Consider the following 20,200-nt stretch of genomic DNA (forward strand, 5'->3'; position numbering starts at 1 on the left):
TAAATAAGATTTTTTGAAAAAGCAGTCTTAAGAAAAAGTCTTAAACGGTGAAGAAGGGTGGCGGCTTATTGAAAATAAGACAAACAGGTGTCTTGGAGGAAGCTATAGAACAATAACTAAGTTGAATTGATTTAGTTATTTCGTGTACGATTACTGGATTGATTTCAAAAGAATCTTCCGCAGCGAGTATGGGTGTATTTTTATCACTTGCCGACAAGTGGCACCAAACACATTCGCTCGCATCGTTATCTGAATGTACAAGATTATGTATCATCCCAGCTTTTATGCTGATAAAAGCCAAAAGAAAAACTATCGAGAGGCTCTTTTTTATATGTTGGGATAATATCATTTCACAAAAATATACATTAAAAGCACATAACAATGTTAAAAAAGCGTAAAGTATAGTTTCATTAATTTCATTTTTCACAGCAATACAATTGCTTACTGTCATTCAGAAGGAAGGAAAGCGAAATGAAAAATCTTTCTGTTTTGAAAGTAAAAAACTTCTCTGTCATGTCCTCCATCAAAATTTCAGTTCTAACTATATATAGAGAGAATTACTGCAATACGAAGCATCTTTTCGTTTCAAAAACAAGAGATTTCTGCTTTCGTCGAAATGACAAGGGTGCGATTAAGAACCAACTATTAATTACACATTAACTAACGAATCTACTTCGCCCAAAACTTCCAGCGGGGAGTTTTCTTTATATCTTCAGAATATCCATAACCATAACCGTAATTATAGCCGTAAGCTCCATCTTCTTTAACTCCGTTAAGCACGATTCCCATATTTTTAAGTTTCTTCTGTTTTTGAAGCTCTTCAATATGATTTAATAACTTCACATCGGTATAACCTGCTCTTATCATATACATGGTAGCATCGGCATATTGAGAAATCAATAAAGTGTCGGTTACTAAAACCGTTGGTGCAGTATCTATAATCACGTAATCATATTTGCTTTTTGCTTCTTCAATAAATTCCTCAAATCTACCATTCAATAATAATTCTGCTGGGTTTGGTGGAATAGGTCCAGAAAGCATTACATCTAAATTTTCAAAACTAAATTTACTTTTAATCAGTAAGCCTTCAAACTCTACGGATGCATTGTTTAAAAAAGAAGACATTCCCTTCTCATTTTTATCTTTATTGATATAATTATGGATTTGTGGATTTCTTAAATCGCAACCTACCAATAAGGTCTTCTTTTTGGCAGACGCTAAGGTATTAGCCAGATTCACTGCAACAAAAGTCTTTCCTTCCCCTTTGGTAGTAGAAGTAACAAAAACCACCTGCGCTTTATCACTTGTACTACTTGGAGATTTAAAGTAATTCAAGTTAGTACGTAAGATTCTAAAAGCTTCTGCCAACACACTCCTATCATTTGTTTCTATGACAGATTTTGAACTTTTAGGCAATTGAGGAATTTCTCCCACCACAGAAATATTGGTGATTTTCTTTTGAATTTGTGATTTGGAATTTACTTTGGTATCCAACAAAAAGATCACATATAAAATTCCAAAGGGAATCAACAAGCCTAAAATTAATGCCGCCAATAACACGATTTTCTTTTTGGGAGAAACAGGAAAAGGAGAAGTGTAAGCAAAATCCACTACTTTTATGGTAGGGGCCGTAATTGCGTAACTCAACGCCGCTTCTTCTCTTTTTTGCAATAGAAATAAATACAAACGCTCTTTGATTTCTCGTTGTCTTGTAATAGATCGTACTTCTTTCTCTATTTGCGGGAGTCCGCCTAGTTTACCACTAGAAAAGCTTTCTTGTTGCTCTAAACTGCTTAAGGTGATTTGAAGGCTTTGCAAATAGGCTTTTACACTCGCATTAATATTGTTTTGTAAACGGCTTAACTCTTGATTTAAGCCCAATACTGCTGGGTTTTCTGCTGTTGCAGACACCAATAAGCGATCTCTTTCTAAAATCAACTGGTTGTACTCCCCTGTTAACTGATTCACAGAGGCGTCTTTAATCCCTATATTGGCAGGAAGCAGTTCTAAGTCATCTTGATCTTTCAAAACGCTCTGAAAGTCCTGAGTCACGGCTAATTGCGTTTGCATCTCAAAACGTTTCTTTTCCGCTTCAGCTTCCTTTCCAAACAATTGTTTTGCATTGGCTTCTACGTCAATCAGATCTTTATCGTTCTTATAGGTAACCATTTCCTTCTCTACCGTATCCAGATCCTGCACCAAGAATACTAGTCGATCTTCAACAAACTCTTGGGTTCGTTTAGAAATTAGACGCTTATCTTCAATTCCATCTTGATTGAATTGCTTGATCAACTCATTCAAAATCGCTTCATTTCTATTGATATTAGAACCATTAATAGAAGTAGTTAGCACATGACTTTTATCACCTACAGGTTCTACTAATATGCTTTCAGATAAGCTTCTGATGGCATTATCTGTACTTACATACTTAAAAAGAAAATCAGTAACTTCCGATTCTTTTTTAGATGGAACGTATAATGGATTCTTTTCTACTACCAACTTATATGCTCCATACGCCAATGTGTCTCCGTACTTAGCTTTTAATTCCCCTAGAACTTCTTCTCTTAGTTTAAATGTGTTTTGATTTACTGAAGTAAACTCTATCAACGGAGGCGGCTCACTAGAGCTCACATCACTTTCCATCCATGAGATTTTAATTGGCATATCTGGATTAAAGTAAAGCGATGATTTGAAGGTTGCATTGCTATAATAGACTGTGTTTAAATCTAACACCTCTACGACCTTCCCGAACATTCTACGAGATTTTACAATTTGAATTTCGTTTTCTAGATTCACCTTGCTCAGATTAAACATACTTGTCGCTCCACTTAAACCAGATAGGTCTAATCCACCATCATTAGATTCGTCCAAGACTTTAATCTTAGCTTGAGTACTATACACCTCTGTACTGTATCTTAAGTACAAAAATGCAGCAGCTACTGAAAGCACTACGCCCAAAACAAACCAAGGCCAATATTGAAAATATTTATAAAGTAGATTTTTTAAATCTTCTCCATTATCTAACTCTTCCTTTTCCCACTGTTGTTGCTCTGTCATCTCTATCTAAATATCAAAATTGCGGTACTTAATAATACAGAAAACACCGATAATAAGGTTCCTAAATTCCCTATAATCCCTGCCGATTTTACTTTGGCATTATTGGGTTCTACATACACGATATCATTTTGTTGTAAGAAGTAATATTCACTATTCATCCACTCACTAGAAGTTAAATCTATTCGAACGTACTCTCTTCCTTCCTCGGCTTGTCTAATCAACAGCACATCATCTCTATTTCCATTTATAGTGAGATCACCTGCCAAACCTAAAGCTTGTGGCAAACTCAAGGTCTCTTCTGCTACGGTATAGGTTCCTGGAGCTTTAACTTCTCCAATAATTGAAATCTTAAAATTCACCAACCGCACTCTTACCGTAGGATCTTTAATGAATTTAGAAAGCTTATTTTCTAGTTCTTTTTGCAATTCTTGTGTAGTAAAGCCTTCTACCTTTACGGAACCAAGCCCTGGATAGTTGATATTCCCTCCTTGATCTACCAAATAGCCTTCTAGCTTTAAAATATCACCCTGTCTTTGTTGGGTTTGAACCATATTCTTATCGAACTGGTAAGGCAACACCGCTTTTGGACTTAAAGCCGTGATGTCTATTTTTAAAATATCATTTACACTTATGCTGGGATGTTTATAGATTTCATCTACTTTTAAGAGAGAGATGTCATTTATATCTTGAAAGTATAAAATTTCTTTTTTTGTAGCACAACTAAAGAGAAGTGCGCAAAAAATAACGAGAAGTAATAATTTTTTCATAGTTGCAAATATAATCAACTTTTCATTTTAGCAACTATTCTCTCTATATAGTTCTATCCATTTATATTCTAGAATAGCGAAAAAGTAAAAAACTTCGGAAAAATTGACCTAGCATTTTGTAATTTGTTAAAATTTTTTATAACTTTATAAATCTACTAGCCTTATTTAAGATACCTTCGTATTCCAAAAGATTTAGCTGAATGACAGTTGAAAACTCCCTAAAATTACAGTTTTTAAATATTGCTAAACCCTTAGTAAAAAACTATGTTCCAAGAAGGTACATTTTTTTTATTGATGTTTGCATCGCATTTATTGCAGCTCAAAGTGCTTTTTTTCTCATCAACTCTGCTACGGGAGGACAAACTCCAATCCTTACTTTTACATGGCCGCTTTTTGCTATTGTGGGAATACAAGCGCTATATTTTATTATTCTAAAGTCGTATTTTGGCGTAGTCCGTTATTCTAGTTTTAAGGACGTAATAACGCAATTAAAGGTAACGGCTCTTAGTGTAGTCACAATTCTTGTCATTAATCGCATCTATTATCTAACACTTAATGAAAAATTAATTTTAGATTCTGGGGTAATTATCTTTGGCTTTATAACATTTTCTTTACTCTTCTTTTTTAGACTACTAGTCAAAAGAACTTACCAAAGTCTTAATGCTCGTAAAAATTCTTCCAACGCATATATTTTGGGAACAGATAGAGCAGACATAGCGATAGGGGAAGGAATTATCTCAGAACATTCTGGGCCTTTTAATATTCTTGGTTTTATCAACCTGAATGATAAAAAAATGCTTAATCGCATTCACAACCTACCCATTTACAGTATTTCACAACTTAAAGACGCAAATGATATCGCTGCTAAATCTATTATTGTTAGCGACGAAACACTTCAACAAATTAAAAGCAGAAACAATTCTATTTTAGCCGAATTGCTAGATCTAAAATTAAAAATATATAAGTTTCCAAAAATTGAGAATTATGATAGTAAAACTTCTTTTAATTCTTTAAAGGAAATTAAAATTGAAGATCTTTTACAACGTTCTCCTATTAAATTGAATAATTTAAAGTTATCAGCTTTATATAAAGATAAAATTATTTTAGTCACGGGTGCTGCAGGTTCTATTGGGAGTGAAATTGTAAAACAACTAGCGCCATTCGCCCCTAAAAAAATTATTCTATTGGATCAAGCTGAAACTCCACTGCACAGCATCGCTTTGTATTTGGATAAAAATTGCCCACAATTAAATTATGAAAAAGTAATCGCTAACGTAAGAAGTAAGAAGAGACTTAGAGATGTCTATGCTACCCATCATCCCCAGATTGTTTTTCATGGAGCTGCGTATAAGCACGTACCTATGATGGAAGCAAATCCTATAGAATCTTTGAGTGTTAATTTTCATGGAACTCGCAACTTAGCTGAACTTTCTACCGAATTCCAAATTGAACGTTTTGTTTTTGTAAGTACAGATAAAGCCGTTAACCCAACCAATATTATGGGAGCCTCCAAGAGAGCTGCCGAAATTTTTATACAGTCTTTAGCGAAACTGAACCCCGAAACCACTTTTATTACGACCCGATTCGGAAATGTTTTGGGATCTAATGGATCGGTAATTCCTCACTTTAAGAAACAAATTCAAGAAGGCGGACCAGTAACGGTAACTCATCCCGACATCACTCGTTACTTTATGACTATAGATGAAGCTTGCCAATTGGTTTTAGAGGCAGGAGGAATGGGAAATGGAGGAGAAATTTATGTGTTTGATATGGGATCTCCTATTAAAATCATCAATTTAGCTCATCATATGATAAGGCTTACTGGCCTTATTCCTAATAAGGATATCGCCATCCAATTTACCGGCCTAAGACCTGGAGAGAAATTGTTTGAAGAGCTTTTAGCCGATAAAGAAACGACACTGCCTACGCACCATGAAAAGATTATGATTGCTCAAGCAACACATATGTATGATATTTCTCAGGATTCTCAGTTATCCGAACTTTTAAAATATGTAAAACAAAATAACATTTCTGACGCGCTAAAACTGTTAAAACGATTAGTTCCAGAATATCAACCTATCGATTTGGTAGATTTTAAGTTTTCTAGAAGCAATCCTAGTAGTCAAAAAAGAACACCCTATACGGAAGCATACCAAAAAATTTCCGAGAAGTCATAACCGTTTTATTCCTAAGTGGTATTCTAATATTAACGGAATTATACCATTGTCCCAAAAAATAGTAAACAAAACTTCAAACGAAAAAGGCTGTCCTCTGCTAATTTGAATAAAAATACTTCAAATAAAAGCTTTTAGAGCGCAGTTTAGAGGAGTCAAAAATGTAGAATTCTTCCTCTATTGATTAACTATAATTTTTGCATAAAACTAAAATCCCACAACTTTCTGACTTGATCCGGTATACCTAAAAGCATACTTTAAAAAAGCAAAACCTCCCCCAAACAAAAAAAGCCTCTCCCTATAACAGGAAAAGCTCTTCATTGGTTTAACACTACTTAAACCTAGATGCCAAGTCTTCACTTGACATACACAACACAACTTCGTAAAAAAAGCCTCAATAAAATATTGAAGCTTTTTACTCCCAATGATTTGGGATTGCGGTCTGGACGAGACTCGAACTTAACCTCTCTTATCACTAATCTAAAGTAAGTTACAATTTAATAAAATTGTTTCTACCTTTTTGCATACCTTTTAGTACCTCAACTAATTCTATAAATCTTTAGTTAAACATTATTAATAACTAGCTCAAGAAAATCTTCTTAGAACTAATACATTAAAATTAAATAATTTAGTTTTTTCATTTTTCTCTTTTTAGTGATCAATTTATAATAACTCTTATTCTATAGTATAAGTATCTTGATGAATACTGTACATAAATACTTGATTATTAGAAATTTCTAATTCAGTTGAAAGTACCTGTAAATCTAAAGCCACATCTTTAATACGAACACCACCAATATGGGTTTCTCCATTGTCTATTACCTCATACTTAAAACCTATCTTATCATAGCACTCTAATACCTGTACTTGAACAACATCTGTATTAGTTTGTGTATTAACAACTGTTGTAGAAATATCACCATTAACATCACTTGAATAATAAGTGATTTTCAAAGGAAATGCTTCCGCGGGCGTACTATACCCACCAATGGAAATTTCAAATTCTCTAGCCTCCTGCATATCATCATAACAATTCTCTTCATTGTGTTTATAATGTCTTATTACATTGTTGTTTGAATTATTGGAATAAAATCTTGTTAATTCAAGAGTACAATCATTAAGTAGTTTAAAATAATGCTTTAAAGTTGGATTATTCTCCCAATTATTATCCCACTCTTCATCTGAATCAGGGTAATATTCAATTAGAACATTATCATCTATTACTTTCCAAGCTCCTTCATAAGTCCAAGTCTGACTTCCATTTTCATCATCTCTAGTATTTACATATATAGCAGTGCCATCAGATTTATAAGTATATGTATTGCCATCTAAGTTTGGAGATTCATCCCAAATTCCAATTATTGCGGAGTTTGTATTATTGCCATCTAGGTTAGCTACTTCATCATCTTCACTTGAACAGCTTAGAGTTAGCCCTATGCTTAGCAGTAAAATTAAATAGTTTAGTTTTTTCATTGTTTAAATTTTTAAAGGTTAGTATTTATTATTTTTAATATTCATCTGAATAAGTGAATTAGTGATTCTTTCTGATTTTTATAATAGGTAAACTGGGGTAACAGGATAGTACTAGTAAGAAATAGTCATTATTTAATTTGATTAAACTAATTGCCATCCTATTAATATAAATATATGGCCGTGCCTCTTTTATATTTGGGTCTTGAAATAAATTTTCATCTTCTGGTAATTCTGCATTAATAGACTCTTCAAAATGATTAAACAAACTGCTATGAAATCTGTAACTCACTGTTTCCAATGCATTTTTATTAAACCATAAGTAACAGGTAGACTCTAAAATTCTTTCAAACAAAAAGATTTCCGAATATCTATAACTTCTGTAAAAAAACAAATTGTCAGTATACTTTTTCTTTAACTCTAAATCAATATTTATTTGATGAAAAGGAGTGCCTATTTTATAAGGGAGAGAGTCTAAGAGATTCATAAATACTAGAACTTTATTTTAAATATTAAAGGTAATTCTTGTTATAGGTTTCTTTTTGATTTACTTAGATTTTTAAGTTTTATCTCGTACTCTTCCTTACTTAGAACACCAGCTTTATAAGCTCTTTCATATTTAGCAGACATACTGTCTTTATGGTGCGCTTTCTTAACATTATCTACAAGCTCATTAAACTCTTTAGAATAGTCAGTTTGTATTTTTCTTAAAGGAAGATAATATTCAGTACTCTTTACACTTTCATTAGTTATTCCAGTAGTTATTTCTTTTAAGGAAGATAATTTTTCTCTTGTTTTATCATTTAGTAATTTAATTTCTGCTCTTTTAACTCTTGGCACCTTATATAATGTTTTACCAAGTCCTAATACAATAAGTGCTGAATGAAATTCAATAAAACCTAAAACAAACCATAAAAAGCCATTTCTGTTCATTTTTACAGCCTCAATTGAAACATAGTAGGCTAATAATCCTTTTATGAAAATAATGGTTGCAAAAAAAGCCCACCTAGGAATAGAAAAAATAATTAAAGAATACCAAGCTATGACTATAATGGGAATACTAATTAGAGCTATTTTAATTAAATCCTTATTTATTGGCTCAATAACTTTGGTAATTTTATCTATTTTCTCAGCTCCTGAAATAGCTAAAAAAATTAAGGTGAAAATAATTATTGCAATGATATAAGGCAAAAGTAATGTAACTGAATATTGGGTAATTTCTTCCATATTGTTTGTTATTAATTAAGATTAAATGTTGCCATATACGGCATTAAGGTTGACAAATATAAACTTTTCCTTGACAAATAAGACAAGTATGGAAAAGTCAGAAGTACTAAGACTAACTGGTAAAAAGATTCTAAAAATAAGAGAGCAAAAAGGGTTTACGCAATTAGATCTAGCAGCTAGAATACAAGGTGATTTTGATACTACCAATGTTTCTAGAATTGAATCTGGAAGAACTAACCCTACCATATATACTCTTTACAGAATAGCTGAAGCTTTAGAAGTTTCCTTAGCTGATTTAGTAATTAATGAGGTTAAAGATTAAAAATAGCTATTAGATAGTTCTATGCTTTAAAGCTCCATTTTTTACTTCTATTTACCTTTTAGGTTACTAAATCATTTAAAACCTCATCAATATACTCAATTTTTTAAAGTTTTAGCTATAGTATAATATCTATGATATTTATAACCTCAACACATAAGCTTCTAATGAGGCTAATCTACACAAACATACACATACACAAATTGCAGGAATTGCAGGAATTGCAGGAATTGCAAATTTTGCAGTTATTGCAACCTACCCTCATCAGCTAGACTATAATAAGACTCTTTTGTAATGATTAAATGATCTAGTAATTTTATATCTACTGTATCAGTAGCTTTAATAAGTCTAGAGGTAAGTTTTAAATCTGCTTGACTTGGTTTTAAATTGCCACTTGGGTGATTATGCACTAAAATAATACTGGTTGCTATAGCTTTAAGAGCTACACTAAGTATTAATTTAATATCTACTATAGAAGAAGAAACACCTCCTTTAGATAGACTATAAATGCCTACTACTCCATTTGCTCTATTCAATAAGATTACTTTTACTTCTTCTTGAAGCTCAATTATATCCTTATCCCAATTATTTAAAGCTATTGTATAGGCATCTGCACTACTAGAAGCTTTTAGGTGAGCACTATGTTCATTTATATAAGAAACTTTAATCTCTGATATTTTCATAATTCATCATAAATTAAAAAGTGTCCAAAACCCGAATGCATATATAATACAGTTGCGAGAATTGGACACTTAGATTAATAATAATACTAGCTTTAAAAACTAGTCTAGTTAGAAGAAAAATATTTAAAGTTTACACATCTGCATACTCTCCATTACTGGAAAAAACATTCTCATCTACTTCTAAGTTTTGATTGATTGAAAGCTCTTCTTCTAGTTGAGAGGTTTCTTTAGAAGGAACATATACCCATCTATGATGTAATAAGATTTCCTCTCCTGTTTCCTTAATTAAATAAGCATAAGGTTCTACCTCTTGCTTCTCTATTTCTCCAGGCATTTCTGTTCCAATTAGAGACTTACAGGTTTCTTCTTCAAAGGTAGAAGACACCCAAGCTTTTTTTACTGTAGCATAAAACTGATTAGTAGATTTGCTCTTAATCATTTCTATACTTCCTTGAAGCTCTAATAAATAAAAAGATGTGTCATCATCTCTCTTTAATTCTTTGTAGTTAGTGATACGTACCATTGGTTTATAATTTTTGAGTTGAATAAAATTCCTTTCCTAGAAACACTTTGAAGTTAAAACTTGCTATCACCTAAGTTTTAAATACACCTCAACAATAAAATTCTATATAAAAAGGACGCGGGGGAGTTTCCCTGCAAAAATAAGTGGGGGTTGTTTATGAGGTATTCTTGCACTCTTAAAAGCTTTCTGAAAAATTTTTTTATAAATTAATTTTTAAAGTCTTAAGCTTTGTATATTTAAAATTCTAACTAACTACTCAGAATGTCATTATTTCAAGATACTGTTGTAAAAAAATATTTACAAGCCCTAGACCAAGCAACTATAGAAGCAAAATGGGAACAGTTTAATGCCTATTTTAAAAATCCAGAGATACAAACCAATATAAGAAATAGCAAAGAAGAGCAATTTCAGGAAGGGTTTTTAAGAGAGCTCTTTGTTAAGGTTTTAGGCTATACTCTAAATCCCAATCCAGATTTTAACCTCAACACAGAGTATAAAAATGTAAAGGATTCTAAAAAAGCTGATGGAGCTATTTTAGTAAACAACCAAGTTAAAGGAGTCATTGAACTTAAGGGTACAGAAACTACAGACTTAGCAAAAATAGAAGCACAAGCTTTTGGTTATAAGAACAACCAACCAAAATGTCTCTATGTAATCACTTCAAACTTTGAAAAAATAAGGTTCTACATAGAAAATGCTATTGAGCATATAGAGTTTAATTTATTTACTCTTACAAAAGAAGAATTTAAAATTTTGTATTTAATTCTAGGCTATGAACATATAAGTAAGAATCTAGCCAAGAAAATAAAGGATGAATCACTTAGCCAAGAAGACAAAATTACCAAGGAGCTTTATAAGGACTATTCTTTATTTAAGAAAGAACTGCATCACAATTTAGCAGAATTAAATCCTAACTATGACGCCTTACTACTGTTTAAAAAATCACAAAAACTTTTAGATAGGTTCTTGTTCTTATTCTTTGCAGAAGATAGAATGCTCTTACCTCCTAACTCTGTTAGACTAGTTTTAAGTGACTGGAAAGATTTGGTAGATAGAGATGTAGATATACCTCTTTACTCTAGATTTAAAAAGTATTTTGGTTATTTAAATACAGGCTTTAAAGGGAAGCGCTATGATGTATTTGCATACAATGGAGGTTTATTTAAACCTGATGAGGTACTAGATGACATAAAGATAGACAATGACTTACTGTATAAGCATACTAAGAAACTTTCTGAATATGACTTTCAAAGTGAAGTAGATGTAAATATTCTAGGACATATTTTTGAAAACTCTTTAAATGAGATTGAAGAGATGCAGGCTGAATTAGAAGGACAGGCTGTTGACAAATCTAAAAGTAAAAGAAAAAAAGATGGAGTTTTCTATACTCCCAAATACATTACCAAATATATAGTTGAAAACACAGTAGGAAAACTTTGTGAAGAGAAAAGAGCATTACTAGATATTACAGATGAAGCTTACCAACCTGCTACTAAAAGAAGTAGAAAAAAGTTAGATAATATAACAACCTATAGAGACTGGCTGTTACAACTTACTATTTGTGACCCTGCCTGTGGTTCTGGGGCTTTCTTAAATGAAGCTTTAAATTATTTAATAGCAGAACATAGGTATATAGATGAACTCTCTGCTAAATACAATAAGGATGCTTTAATGCTTAGTGATGTAGAAAAAGGTATTTTAGAGAACAATCTTTTTGGAGTAGATCTAAATGAAGAAAGTGTAGAAATAGCTAAACTTTCTTTATGGTTGAGAACAGCGCAAGCCAATAGAAAATTAAATGACCTCAACCATAATATTAAATGTGGCAATTCTTTAATTGATGACCCAGAAGTAGCAGGAGATAAAGCTTTTAATTGGGAAAAGGAGTTTCCTCATATTTTTGAAAAAGATGGATTTGATGTGATTATAGGTAATCCTCCTTATGTGCTTTGTCAACCTTCAAATACAGAAGATAAAATTCTAAACTATCTTAAGAAATTCGAGGTTGCAAGTTATAAAATAGATTTATTCCATTTATTTTTTGAAAAATCTATATCTATTTTAAACAAAAATGGGAAATTAGGCTTCATAACACCTAATACATATTTAAACAATAAATACATTAAGCCATTACGTAATTATATTTTAGATAATACTTTTATTAATAGTATTATTAACTATAAGGATCAGATTTTCATAGATGCTGGTGTAGATGTAGCAACTATTATTTTAACGAAAAGGAATAGTAAAAATGATAGTATCGAAACATTCGAAGTTCAAGACCTAAAATTAAAATTTCTAGGTCATAAGAAACAAAATAACTGGGAAAAAGATCAAGAAAGTATTTTTAACCTTAATAAGGAGATTAATATAAATTTAAAAAACTCAGTTTTATTAGGGGATATTGCTTCAGTTACTTTTGGACTACAGACTAAAGATAAAAAAACATATGTCTCTGCTGTGAATAATGGTGAAGACTGGGAAGCCTGTTATACAGGTAAAGATGTTAATAAATATTTTTTACCTAAAGCTTCTTTATTTTTTCTAAATCTTCCAAATGAAGTAAAAGCAGGAGGGTCTTGGAATATGGATTTTCATCACTCTAAAAAGATTGTTGTAAGACAAGTAGGTAACCCTGAACCTATTTTTGCATTTGATAATTATGGCATTGCTACTTTAAATACTATGTATAGTATAGTTTTGATTAATATCAATTATAATTACTTTTATCTTTTAGCTCTTCTGAACTCGGCTTTAATTAAGTCTTATTTTCTATCAAAATATTCTGATGGAAAGCAATTATTTCCAAAAGTTAAAGGGTTCCAATTAAAAAAGTTACCTATCAAAATAGCAACTAAAGAAACTCAAGAACCTTATATAAGACAAGCAGAATTAATGCTTTCTTTAAACAAAGACTTACAAGATGCATCTACTAGATTTATAAGAACTCTAAAAAGGAAGTTTCCAGAACAATTAGAAAAAACATCTAAAAAACTAGATAACTGGTATGAACTGGATTTTACAGAATTCATAAAAGAGCTAAAAAAGAAAAAAATAAAACTCTCTTTGGGGGAAGAAGCAGATTGGGAAGATTACTTCTTAGTAGAACAGCAAAAAGCTCAAGCATTACTAAATCAAATAAACCATACAGATAAAGCAATAGACCAAATGGTATATGAGCTTTATGATTTAAATGAAGAGGAAATTGAAATAATTGAGAATAGCTAGATTATGAATATAAATGAATTTAAGAAAACTCAATAATTAAATAATACTATGCCAAAACTATTCACAACTGATAATAATGTTAAAGTAATCTGTGACAATGGTCAAGATATAACTTTAAGTAAATTTAAGAATGCAAATAAAGATTACCAAACAAAATTTATTAATGTAACTAATAAAGTATATTCAAGATATGATTTAGTTTATCTAGAAATTGAAGGTTCCACATATGGTGTGTCTATTGAAGCTTTAAAAGCTGCAATAACAAATGTTGAAAGAACTTACTCTCCTAAGGGAGCTATCAAATAAATATAGAATAACTAAAGCTATGCCATAAAAAGTGCTCGAAATATATCTAAATAAAATTGAGATAATTGAGAATAGCTAGATTTGTATTAGTGAAGAGGAATACTTAGATAAAAAAAATAGCCCAACCTCTAATTAAAGAAATTGGGCATCACTCAACTCAAAAACCAATGATAATTCTCATCACCATTGATAGCCTTAATGAGTCCATTAGAAAAATCAAAAGCATTGATATTCCTATTTAAAAAAGTGTCAATATAACTACTCTTATTAGCCTGTGTGAAGAGGTTATATACCTTCCAAAGATTAATATCTCCTTTTGCATTTCTACAAAAAGATTCATCTGTATAATAATCTTTAGCTACAGTAGAGATTTGTCCATCATTCATTAATAAATCAGGAATTAGTATTCTCTCTTGTTTAGGTAAATAGTTATACAATCTAGCTCTTCCTATGAGCTGGGCGAATTGATGTTCAGTAAGATTGTAATTTGCTAAATCTTTTAAAGTACGCATATGATCTATAGCCTTGTAGTCACTAATAACTTTAGTGATTTTAGATTTCATACTGTCTAAACTATCAGCTTTAAGCTCTTCTACATATCCATCACTAGACACACATAAATTGCAGCAAACCAAATTTTGAAATCCTATAAAGAATTTAAATTTCTCATAGGTTTTCTTATTGTATAAATTCTCTTGGTTGTAGGCTCTAACCCCTCCTAGAGTTAAAGCAATTCTATTTCCATCTATTACAGATGTTACTGAAGGTATGCGTATAATAAAAGCCATTCTTTCATAATACACAGTCCTTTCCTCATCAAGCAGCTCTTTTGCTGGCTTATAAATGGCAGAAGGCACTCTACCTTTAATTTGATGAGAAACCCTTATTTCAGGGTTCTCAATAGTCTCTCTTTTAAAGGTTTTACCTATACACTCCTGAACAACCTCAACAAACTCTTGATGTGCAATGGTTTTTTCATTGTCTTTACTAAATACAGGTATAATACAATCATTTTTTAAATGGTTCATATTAACCTCTATAGTATTAGCTTCTATAAAAGGTTTATTCTCAAAGGATGGTATAGTTGGATGATTAAGTCTAGGTACACTAGATTCTATAATAGGTCTATTTTTGATTACTGGTAGTAGTTCCATTTTGATTAAAGTTTTTAGGGTTTAACAATATTTCATTAGTTTGTAAATTATCTTTTTGATTTTTAAAGTCATATTCAAGGAGCTCTCTCCAAGGCTTATAATGAATGTATAATTGCCTTAGCAACTCTATATCTTTACAGTCTTTGATTTTAGCTCTAGCTTCTTCTAGATTAGTACCACTATTGCACCATTCAAGTATCTTCTTTCCTGTAGCAGGGTTAATAGTAAACTCTGGTTTATTTATATACAAACCTGTTCTATCCTTACTTGAAATAGCAAAGTGCTTACTATCAATATTAAATAGAATAGTAAACTCATAGTCTACTCCATCTTTTTGTACTGCTTTAAGTCCTACTTTTTCAGGAATATATTTACCATCTTTTTTATTTAAGACATATTCTTGTTTAGTACGCATAGTAGCTACAATGTGAGCATCTGCTTGAAGTATTTTATTTATAAAAGCTTTATGCAATGGCATTACTTTAGCCCAATTAGCAAAGCTATTTCCTGCTAAGCTTGAGTGGTAGTCTATAAGGTAATCCCAACAATGTGAAATACTGTCTATAATTATAACATCCATTTCTGCTTGTAGGCAAACATCTATAGCTTTGATGTATTTTTCTGGAGTAAAAGGAGACTCTAATGTAAGTACATTGTAGTTTCCTAAATGAGCATATAAATCTGCTGAACCATTTTCTGTATCTATAATGGCTACTTTAGATAAATCCTCATTGCTTAATCCTTGTGCTAATAATAAACTGCTGTAGGTTTTCCCTGATCCAGCAGCTCCTTGTAAAGCCAGTTTAATCTTAGCTTTTTTTCTTTCTGATTGTCTTAGTTTCATAATGTATTGGTTTTTAAAAATTGGTTAAAATGTTAAAGTTTAGGGTAGATTCAAGTTTTAGCTATTAGCTAATACTTGAGCTAAGTACTTGATATTGTGCGAAAAATTTAGTAGCTTTGTGCATCAAACAAATGATACAAAAACTACTACTGAAGTAGTCCTCGTCCAGAGTTCCTGCGTTATTAAATTCTATATTTATAAGGTTGGGGAGATTTTAAAAGAACCCCTTGCATCATTGTAGAAGACTATAAGAAAATCATTCTACTCATCTATATAAGATAAGGTTGTGCTAGCTTTGAAGGCGTAATTTTGCTAATCTATAAAACACCTCCTTTTAAAGACTAGATACTGAGATTAAAAAAATCGTCCACAATTGATATACGTATAGTATAGGGAATTCAATAGTGGACGATTTTCCATCCTTAATCTTCTAATATGCTGTTAATTTCATCATTTAACTCATCATAATCAATATTAGAATCTCTCAAATGTTCTTTTAGATTCAAAATGGCTTGTTCAATATATTTTTCTTTTGAATTGAACTCAATTTTACTGCTATGAGAAGGTAATATTTTAAGAGAAGAAACACTTACTACAAAGGCTCTATTGTTATTCTCTAATACAATTTTACTCATAGATTCGATGTGATTAATATTAACGAAGTCTTCAAGTAATATTTTATAAAAGGCTTTAAGTTTACTCTCAATTGTAGTTTTCAATTCTATTCGTTTTATAAAATTGAAAATATTATTTGCTAATAATGTATCATTTGGAATTAACCTCTCTAACTCCCTGAATTTCAATACATCAATTTCATCTAAAAAGTCATCTTGTATATTGTTAGGTAAATAAAAATAATGCTCCCCTCTTGTATCATATTCACCTATATAATGAATTAGCTTATCTCTAAAGAAGTTTAGTAATTTATAGAATTTAATCCTATTCTTTAGTGTTTCATCATCTTCAATTTGTGTTTCATCCAAATCTTTAAATAGAGATATTTGGTTTAAAAAGTATACACTTCTAGTAATCTTAAAATCACTATCAACATTAAATTTATGACGGTAATATTCTTTAATAGCAAAACTTAATAGATTAGATTCAAATGTTTTATTTTTAAATGGTCTTATCTTTTTTTCTTTATTTTCATCCAAATAAACTAGAGTAAATTTCTTGAACAAAAACTCTCGTAATTCATCATAAAAAAATTGAAAAGTAAAATAAATTGAGGTGGTATCAACGCTATAGTACTTATAGCAATAATCTTTTAATTTTTCTTGGAAATCCTCTTTTGAAAAATACAAAACAGGTTTTATTTTCAATTCAACTAGCTTGCAATTTACAAATTGATTAGTCAATGCTGCATAGGTAACATAAGTGCTAATATCCTCTCCAAAATATAAATATTTTGAAGCTAAGTAATCCTCTCCCTTTTCAATTTTAAATTGATCATAAGTTGGGTATTTAAGAATAGGTAAGTGCTCTCTTTCTATAGACTCTATATGATTTATTTCACTCTCTAAGTTACCAAACAAGTCTCTTTCATAATACAGTCTCATAAGAGTGTCCTGACTATCTAGCTTAAAATATTTACCTTTCTTTCTAGGCTCTTTATAATATTCAACCTCATCAAAAATACTTTTAAAAAATTCTTTTTGCTCCTGATTCATTTGACTATAGCTTAGAGAAGCATAATCAAACTGTTCTGGCTCTGGCAAAACAATATGTATGTCCTCATTAGTTCTTTGCCTCGCTATAGCCTGTATTACTGAATTTATTCCTCCTGAAAATATGCCATATTTATTTCTGAAACCTAACTTTGTAGCTCTTGGTGGCATTATAATTATAAATGCGTGATTATCTTTTTTTATACTTACCCCTGTTTTAAAATTAGTCCCTACATTACATTTAGTATTATCAAACAGGTTAGCTGGTTCTAAGTTTTGCATTCTTACATTATGAACCAATTGGGATGTACAGTCTTTAATTTCGCCATAATTACTCTTTAAGAGTGCCCCTATTTCTTCTTTAGGATCAATTAAAGATTTAGCTAATGATTTAGAATAACTAAGTATATCAATATTTTTATTTTGAGATACTAGCTCCTTTATTAAATGATTTATTTGTAGAGTAGTACTGTTGAACATATAGTCCGTAGAATAATGCAGATATAATTTACTTTGTTTTGCAGGAAACCTAACTCTTTCAGACTCTATTATACTTATATTCTTATTTGTTAATTCAGCGAGATACTTAATAACTGTCTTTGAAGCCTCATTATATGTAGCACTTAAAATAAAATTTTTATGTATCACTCCTCTCCACTTCCATAAATTAAAAATATACTCCATTTTAAAATTATGATATGAGTCGTGTATTTCATCATATATAAAAATTACTTTAATCTTATTCTCAACACAGTAATCTCTCAATGAATTGATATATCTTCTTTTTGCAGAAGAGTTAATAAATGCTTCTTCCCCTGGGTTACCCAGTAAAGTGTTTGCAGTTACTACTTGAACAAATCTATTTAAGAAGTCCGGAAATTCTTCTCTCCCTAGTCTAGCATAATTAAAAATTTGAGAGTCTGGTATTCCTGCTTGTTCAATGTCATCACAATATTGTTTTACCAAACTTACAAAAGGAGAGGCTACAAAAATTAAGAACTTCTGTTCCTCCTCTTGCATTAGAGTATAATATCTTTTAATAGTTTGAATTATAGCATAAGACTTGCCTTGTCCTACAGCAGCATTCACAACTACTGTATTTTTGTGTTCTAAATTTATTTTACTTTGAAACTCATTATTTATAAAACCACTAGAATCAGGTGAAATAATAACTTTAGCTCCACCATTCTCTACAGTAAAGGGCTGACTTTCCGCATTCTCTGTATTTGATCTAGAAGTGACAGTAAAATCATCAGGATTTATTTCTTTAAATTCAATTGGGTAATTTTCAAAAGGAGAGTTATTTATAAGCATAGGTATATTTTAGACTGTGCCATAAAAATAATATAACACAGTCTAAAAGCATTACTTTTCTTTAAGCTTTTCACTTAATTTTAGAATATGCTCACTAACCTTATTCTGAACAATCTTTCCATAGTGAGACTCAGTGACTCTAATACTACTATGCCCTAAAAGTTCAGAAACAATCTCCATTGGTACATCATTGTATAAAAGAACAGTTGATGCAAAGGTTTTTCTGGCCATATGATGTGTTAAGTTCTTATTTACCCCAACAATAGCAGCTACTTCTTTCAAATAGGAATTAAACCTTTGGTTGCTAATTATTGGCAACACATACTCTTCATCTACATCTGAGTATTTCTGAATAATTTTTAAAGCTTTAGCTAAAACAGGAACAGATATAGTTTTATCTGTCTTTTTTCTCGTCATTTGAATCCACAACAAATTATCAAAACCTTTTATTAGGTGTTCTTTTTTCAAACTAGCCATTTCTTTATAAGCTAAGCCTGTATAGCAACAAAAAACAAAGCAATCCCTAACTGCATCTAGTCTAACTTGAGTTATTTTTTTATGTTCTAGTAACCCTAATTCTTCTTGATTAAGATAAATAACCTTCTTTCTTACCTTTTTAGGTTTATGTGCATAAAATGGATTCTTATCTATTATTTGTTCCCCTACAGCTGCCCTAATCACACTCTTAAACCTTTGAGTAGCCTTATTAACAGTAATCTGCTGATGCTTCTTTTCTGTCTTTAAGAAGAACTCAAATTCACTTAAGAAGTTCATTGTAAGGTTATTTAAAAGCACATCACTTTTGTCATATTTCCATTTCACAAACTCCTTTAAATGATTAGAAATATATAAGAATTTGTTCCAAGTAGCCTGATTAAGCTCTATATCTATTAGTTTTTTCTTTTTAGCTAACTCTAGATTATAGTATTCTATAACACCATATTCATTAGATTTAGTTTCTCCTTTAAACTCCTTATAAATGTCATTCACTGTAAATGGAGTTTGAGAAATCTTAAGCTTTAGAAAAACTGATTTTATCTCTGAACTAATAATCTCTAACTGATCATTAATTTGGTTATCCTTAGAAACTTGCTTCTTAGCATCCCAGTCAATTTCTTCTAAAGATATACCTGTAGAAAACTGTTTGCGCTTTTTATTATAGGTTAACCTACAAATTACTGAACATTTATTTCTCTTGTTCTTTTTTGATTTTTGTAAATAAAATAAAATTGAAATCTTGTAGTCGTACATAATTATAATTTTGTAAGACCTACAGAAATAGATGGATAAGGATTAGTAAAAGGGTATACCTAATTTTATTTAGGGTATACCTAAAAGCATACCTTAAAAGAGAAAAACCTCCCCCAAACAAAAAAAGCCTCTCCCTATAACAGGAAAAGCTCTTCATTGGTTTAACACTACTTAAACCTAGATGCCAAGTCTTCACTTGACATACACAACACAACT

General features: G+C 30.8%; 15 protein-coding genes. 4 read left to right on the forward strand and 11 right to left on the reverse strand.

Translation table 11 applies throughout. From position 1 onward, the window contains the following. Positions 1-40: 40 nt before the first annotated feature. The 3 genes from RLT85_RS05495 to RLT85_RS05505 form a co-directional block, all read right to left on the reverse strand. Positions 41-274, reverse strand: coding sequence for a hypothetical protein (locus RLT85_RS05495; RefSeq protein WP_311401034.1), 234 nt, complete (start codon positions 272-274; stop codon positions 41-43). A 395-nt stretch (positions 275-669) separates the two neighbouring features. Further along, a complete protein-coding gene (locus RLT85_RS05500; RefSeq protein WP_311401035.1) occupies positions 670-3,057 on the reverse strand; it encodes a GumC family protein in 2,388 nt (795 codons plus the stop codon). A 2-nt stretch (positions 3,058-3,059) separates the two neighbouring features. Next, a complete protein-coding gene (locus RLT85_RS05505; protein ID WP_311401036.1) occupies positions 3,060-3,824 on the reverse strand; it encodes a polysaccharide biosynthesis/export family protein in 765 nt (254 codons plus the stop codon). Positions 3,825-4,024: 200 nt separating this feature from the next. On the opposite strand from RLT85_RS05505, the gene RLT85_RS05510 reads away from it, so the two are divergent. Beyond that, positions 4,025-6,001: a polysaccharide biosynthesis protein gene (locus tag RLT85_RS05510; RefSeq protein ID WP_311401037.1), complete on the forward strand. Its 1,977-nt coding sequence runs from the start codon at positions 4,025-4,027 to the stop codon at positions 5,999-6,001. A gap of 672 nt (positions 6,002-6,673) precedes the next feature. On the opposite strand, the gene RLT85_RS05515 is transcribed toward RLT85_RS05510, so the two are convergent. Continuing rightward, the gene (locus tag RLT85_RS05515) at positions 6,674-7,471 is read right to left on the reverse strand and encodes a hypothetical protein (RefSeq protein WP_311401038.1); all 798 of its coding nucleotides are present in this window, start codon (positions 7,469-7,471) and stop codon (positions 6,674-6,676) included. A gap of 525 nt (positions 7,472-7,996) precedes the next feature. Further along, positions 7,997-8,695 carry a hypothetical protein gene (locus RLT85_RS05520; protein ID WP_311401039.1) on the reverse strand — a complete coding sequence of 233 codons (699 nt, stop codon included), beginning with the start codon at positions 8,693-8,695 and terminating at the stop codon, positions 7,997-7,999. Positions 8,696-8,783: 88 nt separating this feature from the next. Between RLT85_RS05520 and RLT85_RS05525 the strand changes: the two genes are divergently transcribed. Then, positions 8,784-9,017 carry a helix-turn-helix domain-containing protein gene (locus RLT85_RS05525; RefSeq protein ID WP_311401040.1) on the forward strand — a complete coding sequence of 78 codons (234 nt, stop codon included), beginning with the start codon at positions 8,784-8,786 and terminating at the stop codon, positions 9,015-9,017. Between the two features lie 242 nt (positions 9,018-9,259). Here the strand turns inward: RLT85_RS05525 and RLT85_RS05530 are convergent, their stop codons facing one another. Together RLT85_RS05530 and RLT85_RS05535 are read right to left on the reverse strand one after the other, a co-directional pair. Further along, positions 9,260-9,697: a JAB domain-containing protein gene (locus tag RLT85_RS05530; protein WP_308863925.1), complete on the reverse strand. Its 438-nt coding sequence runs from the start codon at positions 9,695-9,697 to the stop codon at positions 9,260-9,262. Positions 9,698-9,827: 130 nt separating this feature from the next. Beyond that, entirely contained in the window at positions 9,828-10,220 is a 393-nt protein-coding gene (locus RLT85_RS05535; RefSeq protein WP_308863924.1) for a hypothetical protein, read from the reverse strand. A 261-nt stretch (positions 10,221-10,481) separates the two neighbouring features. Here RLT85_RS05535 and RLT85_RS05540 point away from each other — a divergent pair, with 261 nt between their 5' ends. Both RLT85_RS05540 and RLT85_RS05545 read left to right on the forward strand, forming a co-directional pair. Next, positions 10,482-13,448 carry an Eco57I restriction-modification methylase domain-containing protein gene (locus tag RLT85_RS05540; protein WP_311401041.1) on the forward strand — a complete coding sequence of 989 codons (2,967 nt, stop codon included), beginning with the start codon at positions 10,482-10,484 and terminating at the stop codon, positions 13,446-13,448. Positions 13,449-13,496: 48 nt separating this feature from the next. Then, a complete protein-coding gene (locus RLT85_RS05545; RefSeq protein ID WP_311401042.1) occupies positions 13,497-13,754 on the forward strand; it encodes a hypothetical protein in 258 nt (85 codons plus the stop codon). Between the two features lie 152 nt (positions 13,755-13,906). Here RLT85_RS05545 and RLT85_RS05550 read toward each other — a convergent pair whose 3' ends face one another. The 4 genes from RLT85_RS05550 to RLT85_RS05565 form a co-directional block, all read right to left on the reverse strand. Then, complete coding sequence (locus tag RLT85_RS05550; protein WP_311401043.1) at positions 13,907-14,908, reverse strand: DUF3871 family protein; 1,002 nt, start codon at positions 14,906-14,908, stop codon at positions 13,907-13,909. Beyond that, positions 14,880-15,752, reverse strand: a complete 873-nt coding sequence (locus tag RLT85_RS05555) for an AAA family ATPase (protein WP_311401044.1) — start codon at positions 15,750-15,752, stop codon at positions 14,880-14,882. Before RLT85_RS05555 ends, RLT85_RS05550 begins: the two co-directional genes overlap by 29 nt. 422 nt (positions 15,753-16,174) lie before the next feature. Continuing rightward, a complete protein-coding gene (locus RLT85_RS05560) occupies positions 16,175-18,733 on the reverse strand; it encodes a DEAD/DEAH box helicase family protein (RefSeq protein WP_311401045.1) in 2,559 nt (852 codons plus the stop codon). A 51-nt stretch (positions 18,734-18,784) separates the two neighbouring features. Further along, complete coding sequence (locus RLT85_RS05565) at positions 18,785-19,984, reverse strand: tyrosine-type recombinase/integrase (RefSeq protein ID WP_311401046.1); 1,200 nt, start codon at positions 19,982-19,984, stop codon at positions 18,785-18,787. Positions 19,985-20,200: the final 216 nt, after the last annotated feature.

It is taken from the genome of Mesonia ostreae (genome assembly GCF_031845265.1).
Taxonomy (GTDB): Bacteria; Bacteroidota; Bacteroidia; order Flavobacteriales; family Flavobacteriaceae; genus Mesonia; species Mesonia ostreae.

Excerpts from the sequence above, each read along its gene's own strand:
- RLT85_RS05510 (WP_311401037.1), top strand. The coding sequence starts at position 4,025 with ATGACAGTTGAAAACTCCCTAAAATTACAGTTTTTAAATATTGCTAAA.
- RLT85_RS05550 (WP_311401043.1), bottom strand. The coding sequence starts at position 14,908 with ATGGAACTACTACCAGTAATCAAAAATAGACCTATTATAGAATCTAGT.
- RLT85_RS05545 (WP_311401042.1), top strand. The coding sequence starts at position 13,497 with ATGCCAAAACTATTCACAACTGATAATAATGTTAAAGTAATCTGTGAC.
- RLT85_RS05530 (WP_308863925.1), bottom strand. The coding sequence starts at position 9,697 with ATGAAAATATCAGAGATTAAAGTTTCTTATATAAATGAACATAGTGCT.
- RLT85_RS05535 (WP_308863924.1), bottom strand. The coding sequence starts at position 10,220 with ATGGTACGTATCACTAACTACAAAGAATTAAAGAGAGATGATGACACA.
- RLT85_RS05560 (WP_311401045.1), bottom strand. The coding sequence starts at position 18,733 with ATGCTTATAAATAACTCTCCTTTTGAAAATTACCCAATTGAATTTAAA.
- RLT85_RS05540 (WP_311401041.1), top strand. The coding sequence starts at position 10,482 with ATGTCATTATTTCAAGATACTGTTGTAAAAAAATATTTACAAGCCCTA.
- RLT85_RS05505 (WP_311401036.1), bottom strand. The coding sequence starts at position 3,824 with ATGAAAAAATTATTACTTCTCGTTATTTTTTGCGCACTTCTCTTTAGT.
- RLT85_RS05500 (WP_311401035.1), bottom strand. The coding sequence starts at position 3,057 with ATGACAGAGCAACAACAGTGGGAAAAGGAAGAGTTAGATAATGGAGAA.
- RLT85_RS05565 (WP_311401046.1), bottom strand. The coding sequence starts at position 19,984 with ATGTACGACTACAAGATTTCAATTTTATTTTATTTACAAAAATCAAAA.
- RLT85_RS05525 (WP_311401040.1), top strand. The coding sequence starts at position 8,784 with ATGGAAAAGTCAGAAGTACTAAGACTAACTGGTAAAAAGATTCTAAAA.
- RLT85_RS05515 (WP_311401038.1), bottom strand. The coding sequence starts at position 7,471 with ATGAAAAAACTAAACTATTTAATTTTACTGCTAAGCATAGGGCTAACT.
- RLT85_RS05555 (WP_311401044.1), bottom strand. The coding sequence starts at position 15,752 with ATGAAACTAAGACAATCAGAAAGAAAAAAAGCTAAGATTAAACTGGCT.
- RLT85_RS05495 (WP_311401034.1), bottom strand. The coding sequence starts at position 274 with ATGATACATAATCTTGTACATTCAGATAACGATGCGAGCGAATGTGTT.
- RLT85_RS05520 (WP_311401039.1), bottom strand. The coding sequence starts at position 8,695 with ATGGAAGAAATTACCCAATATTCAGTTACATTACTTTTGCCTTATATC.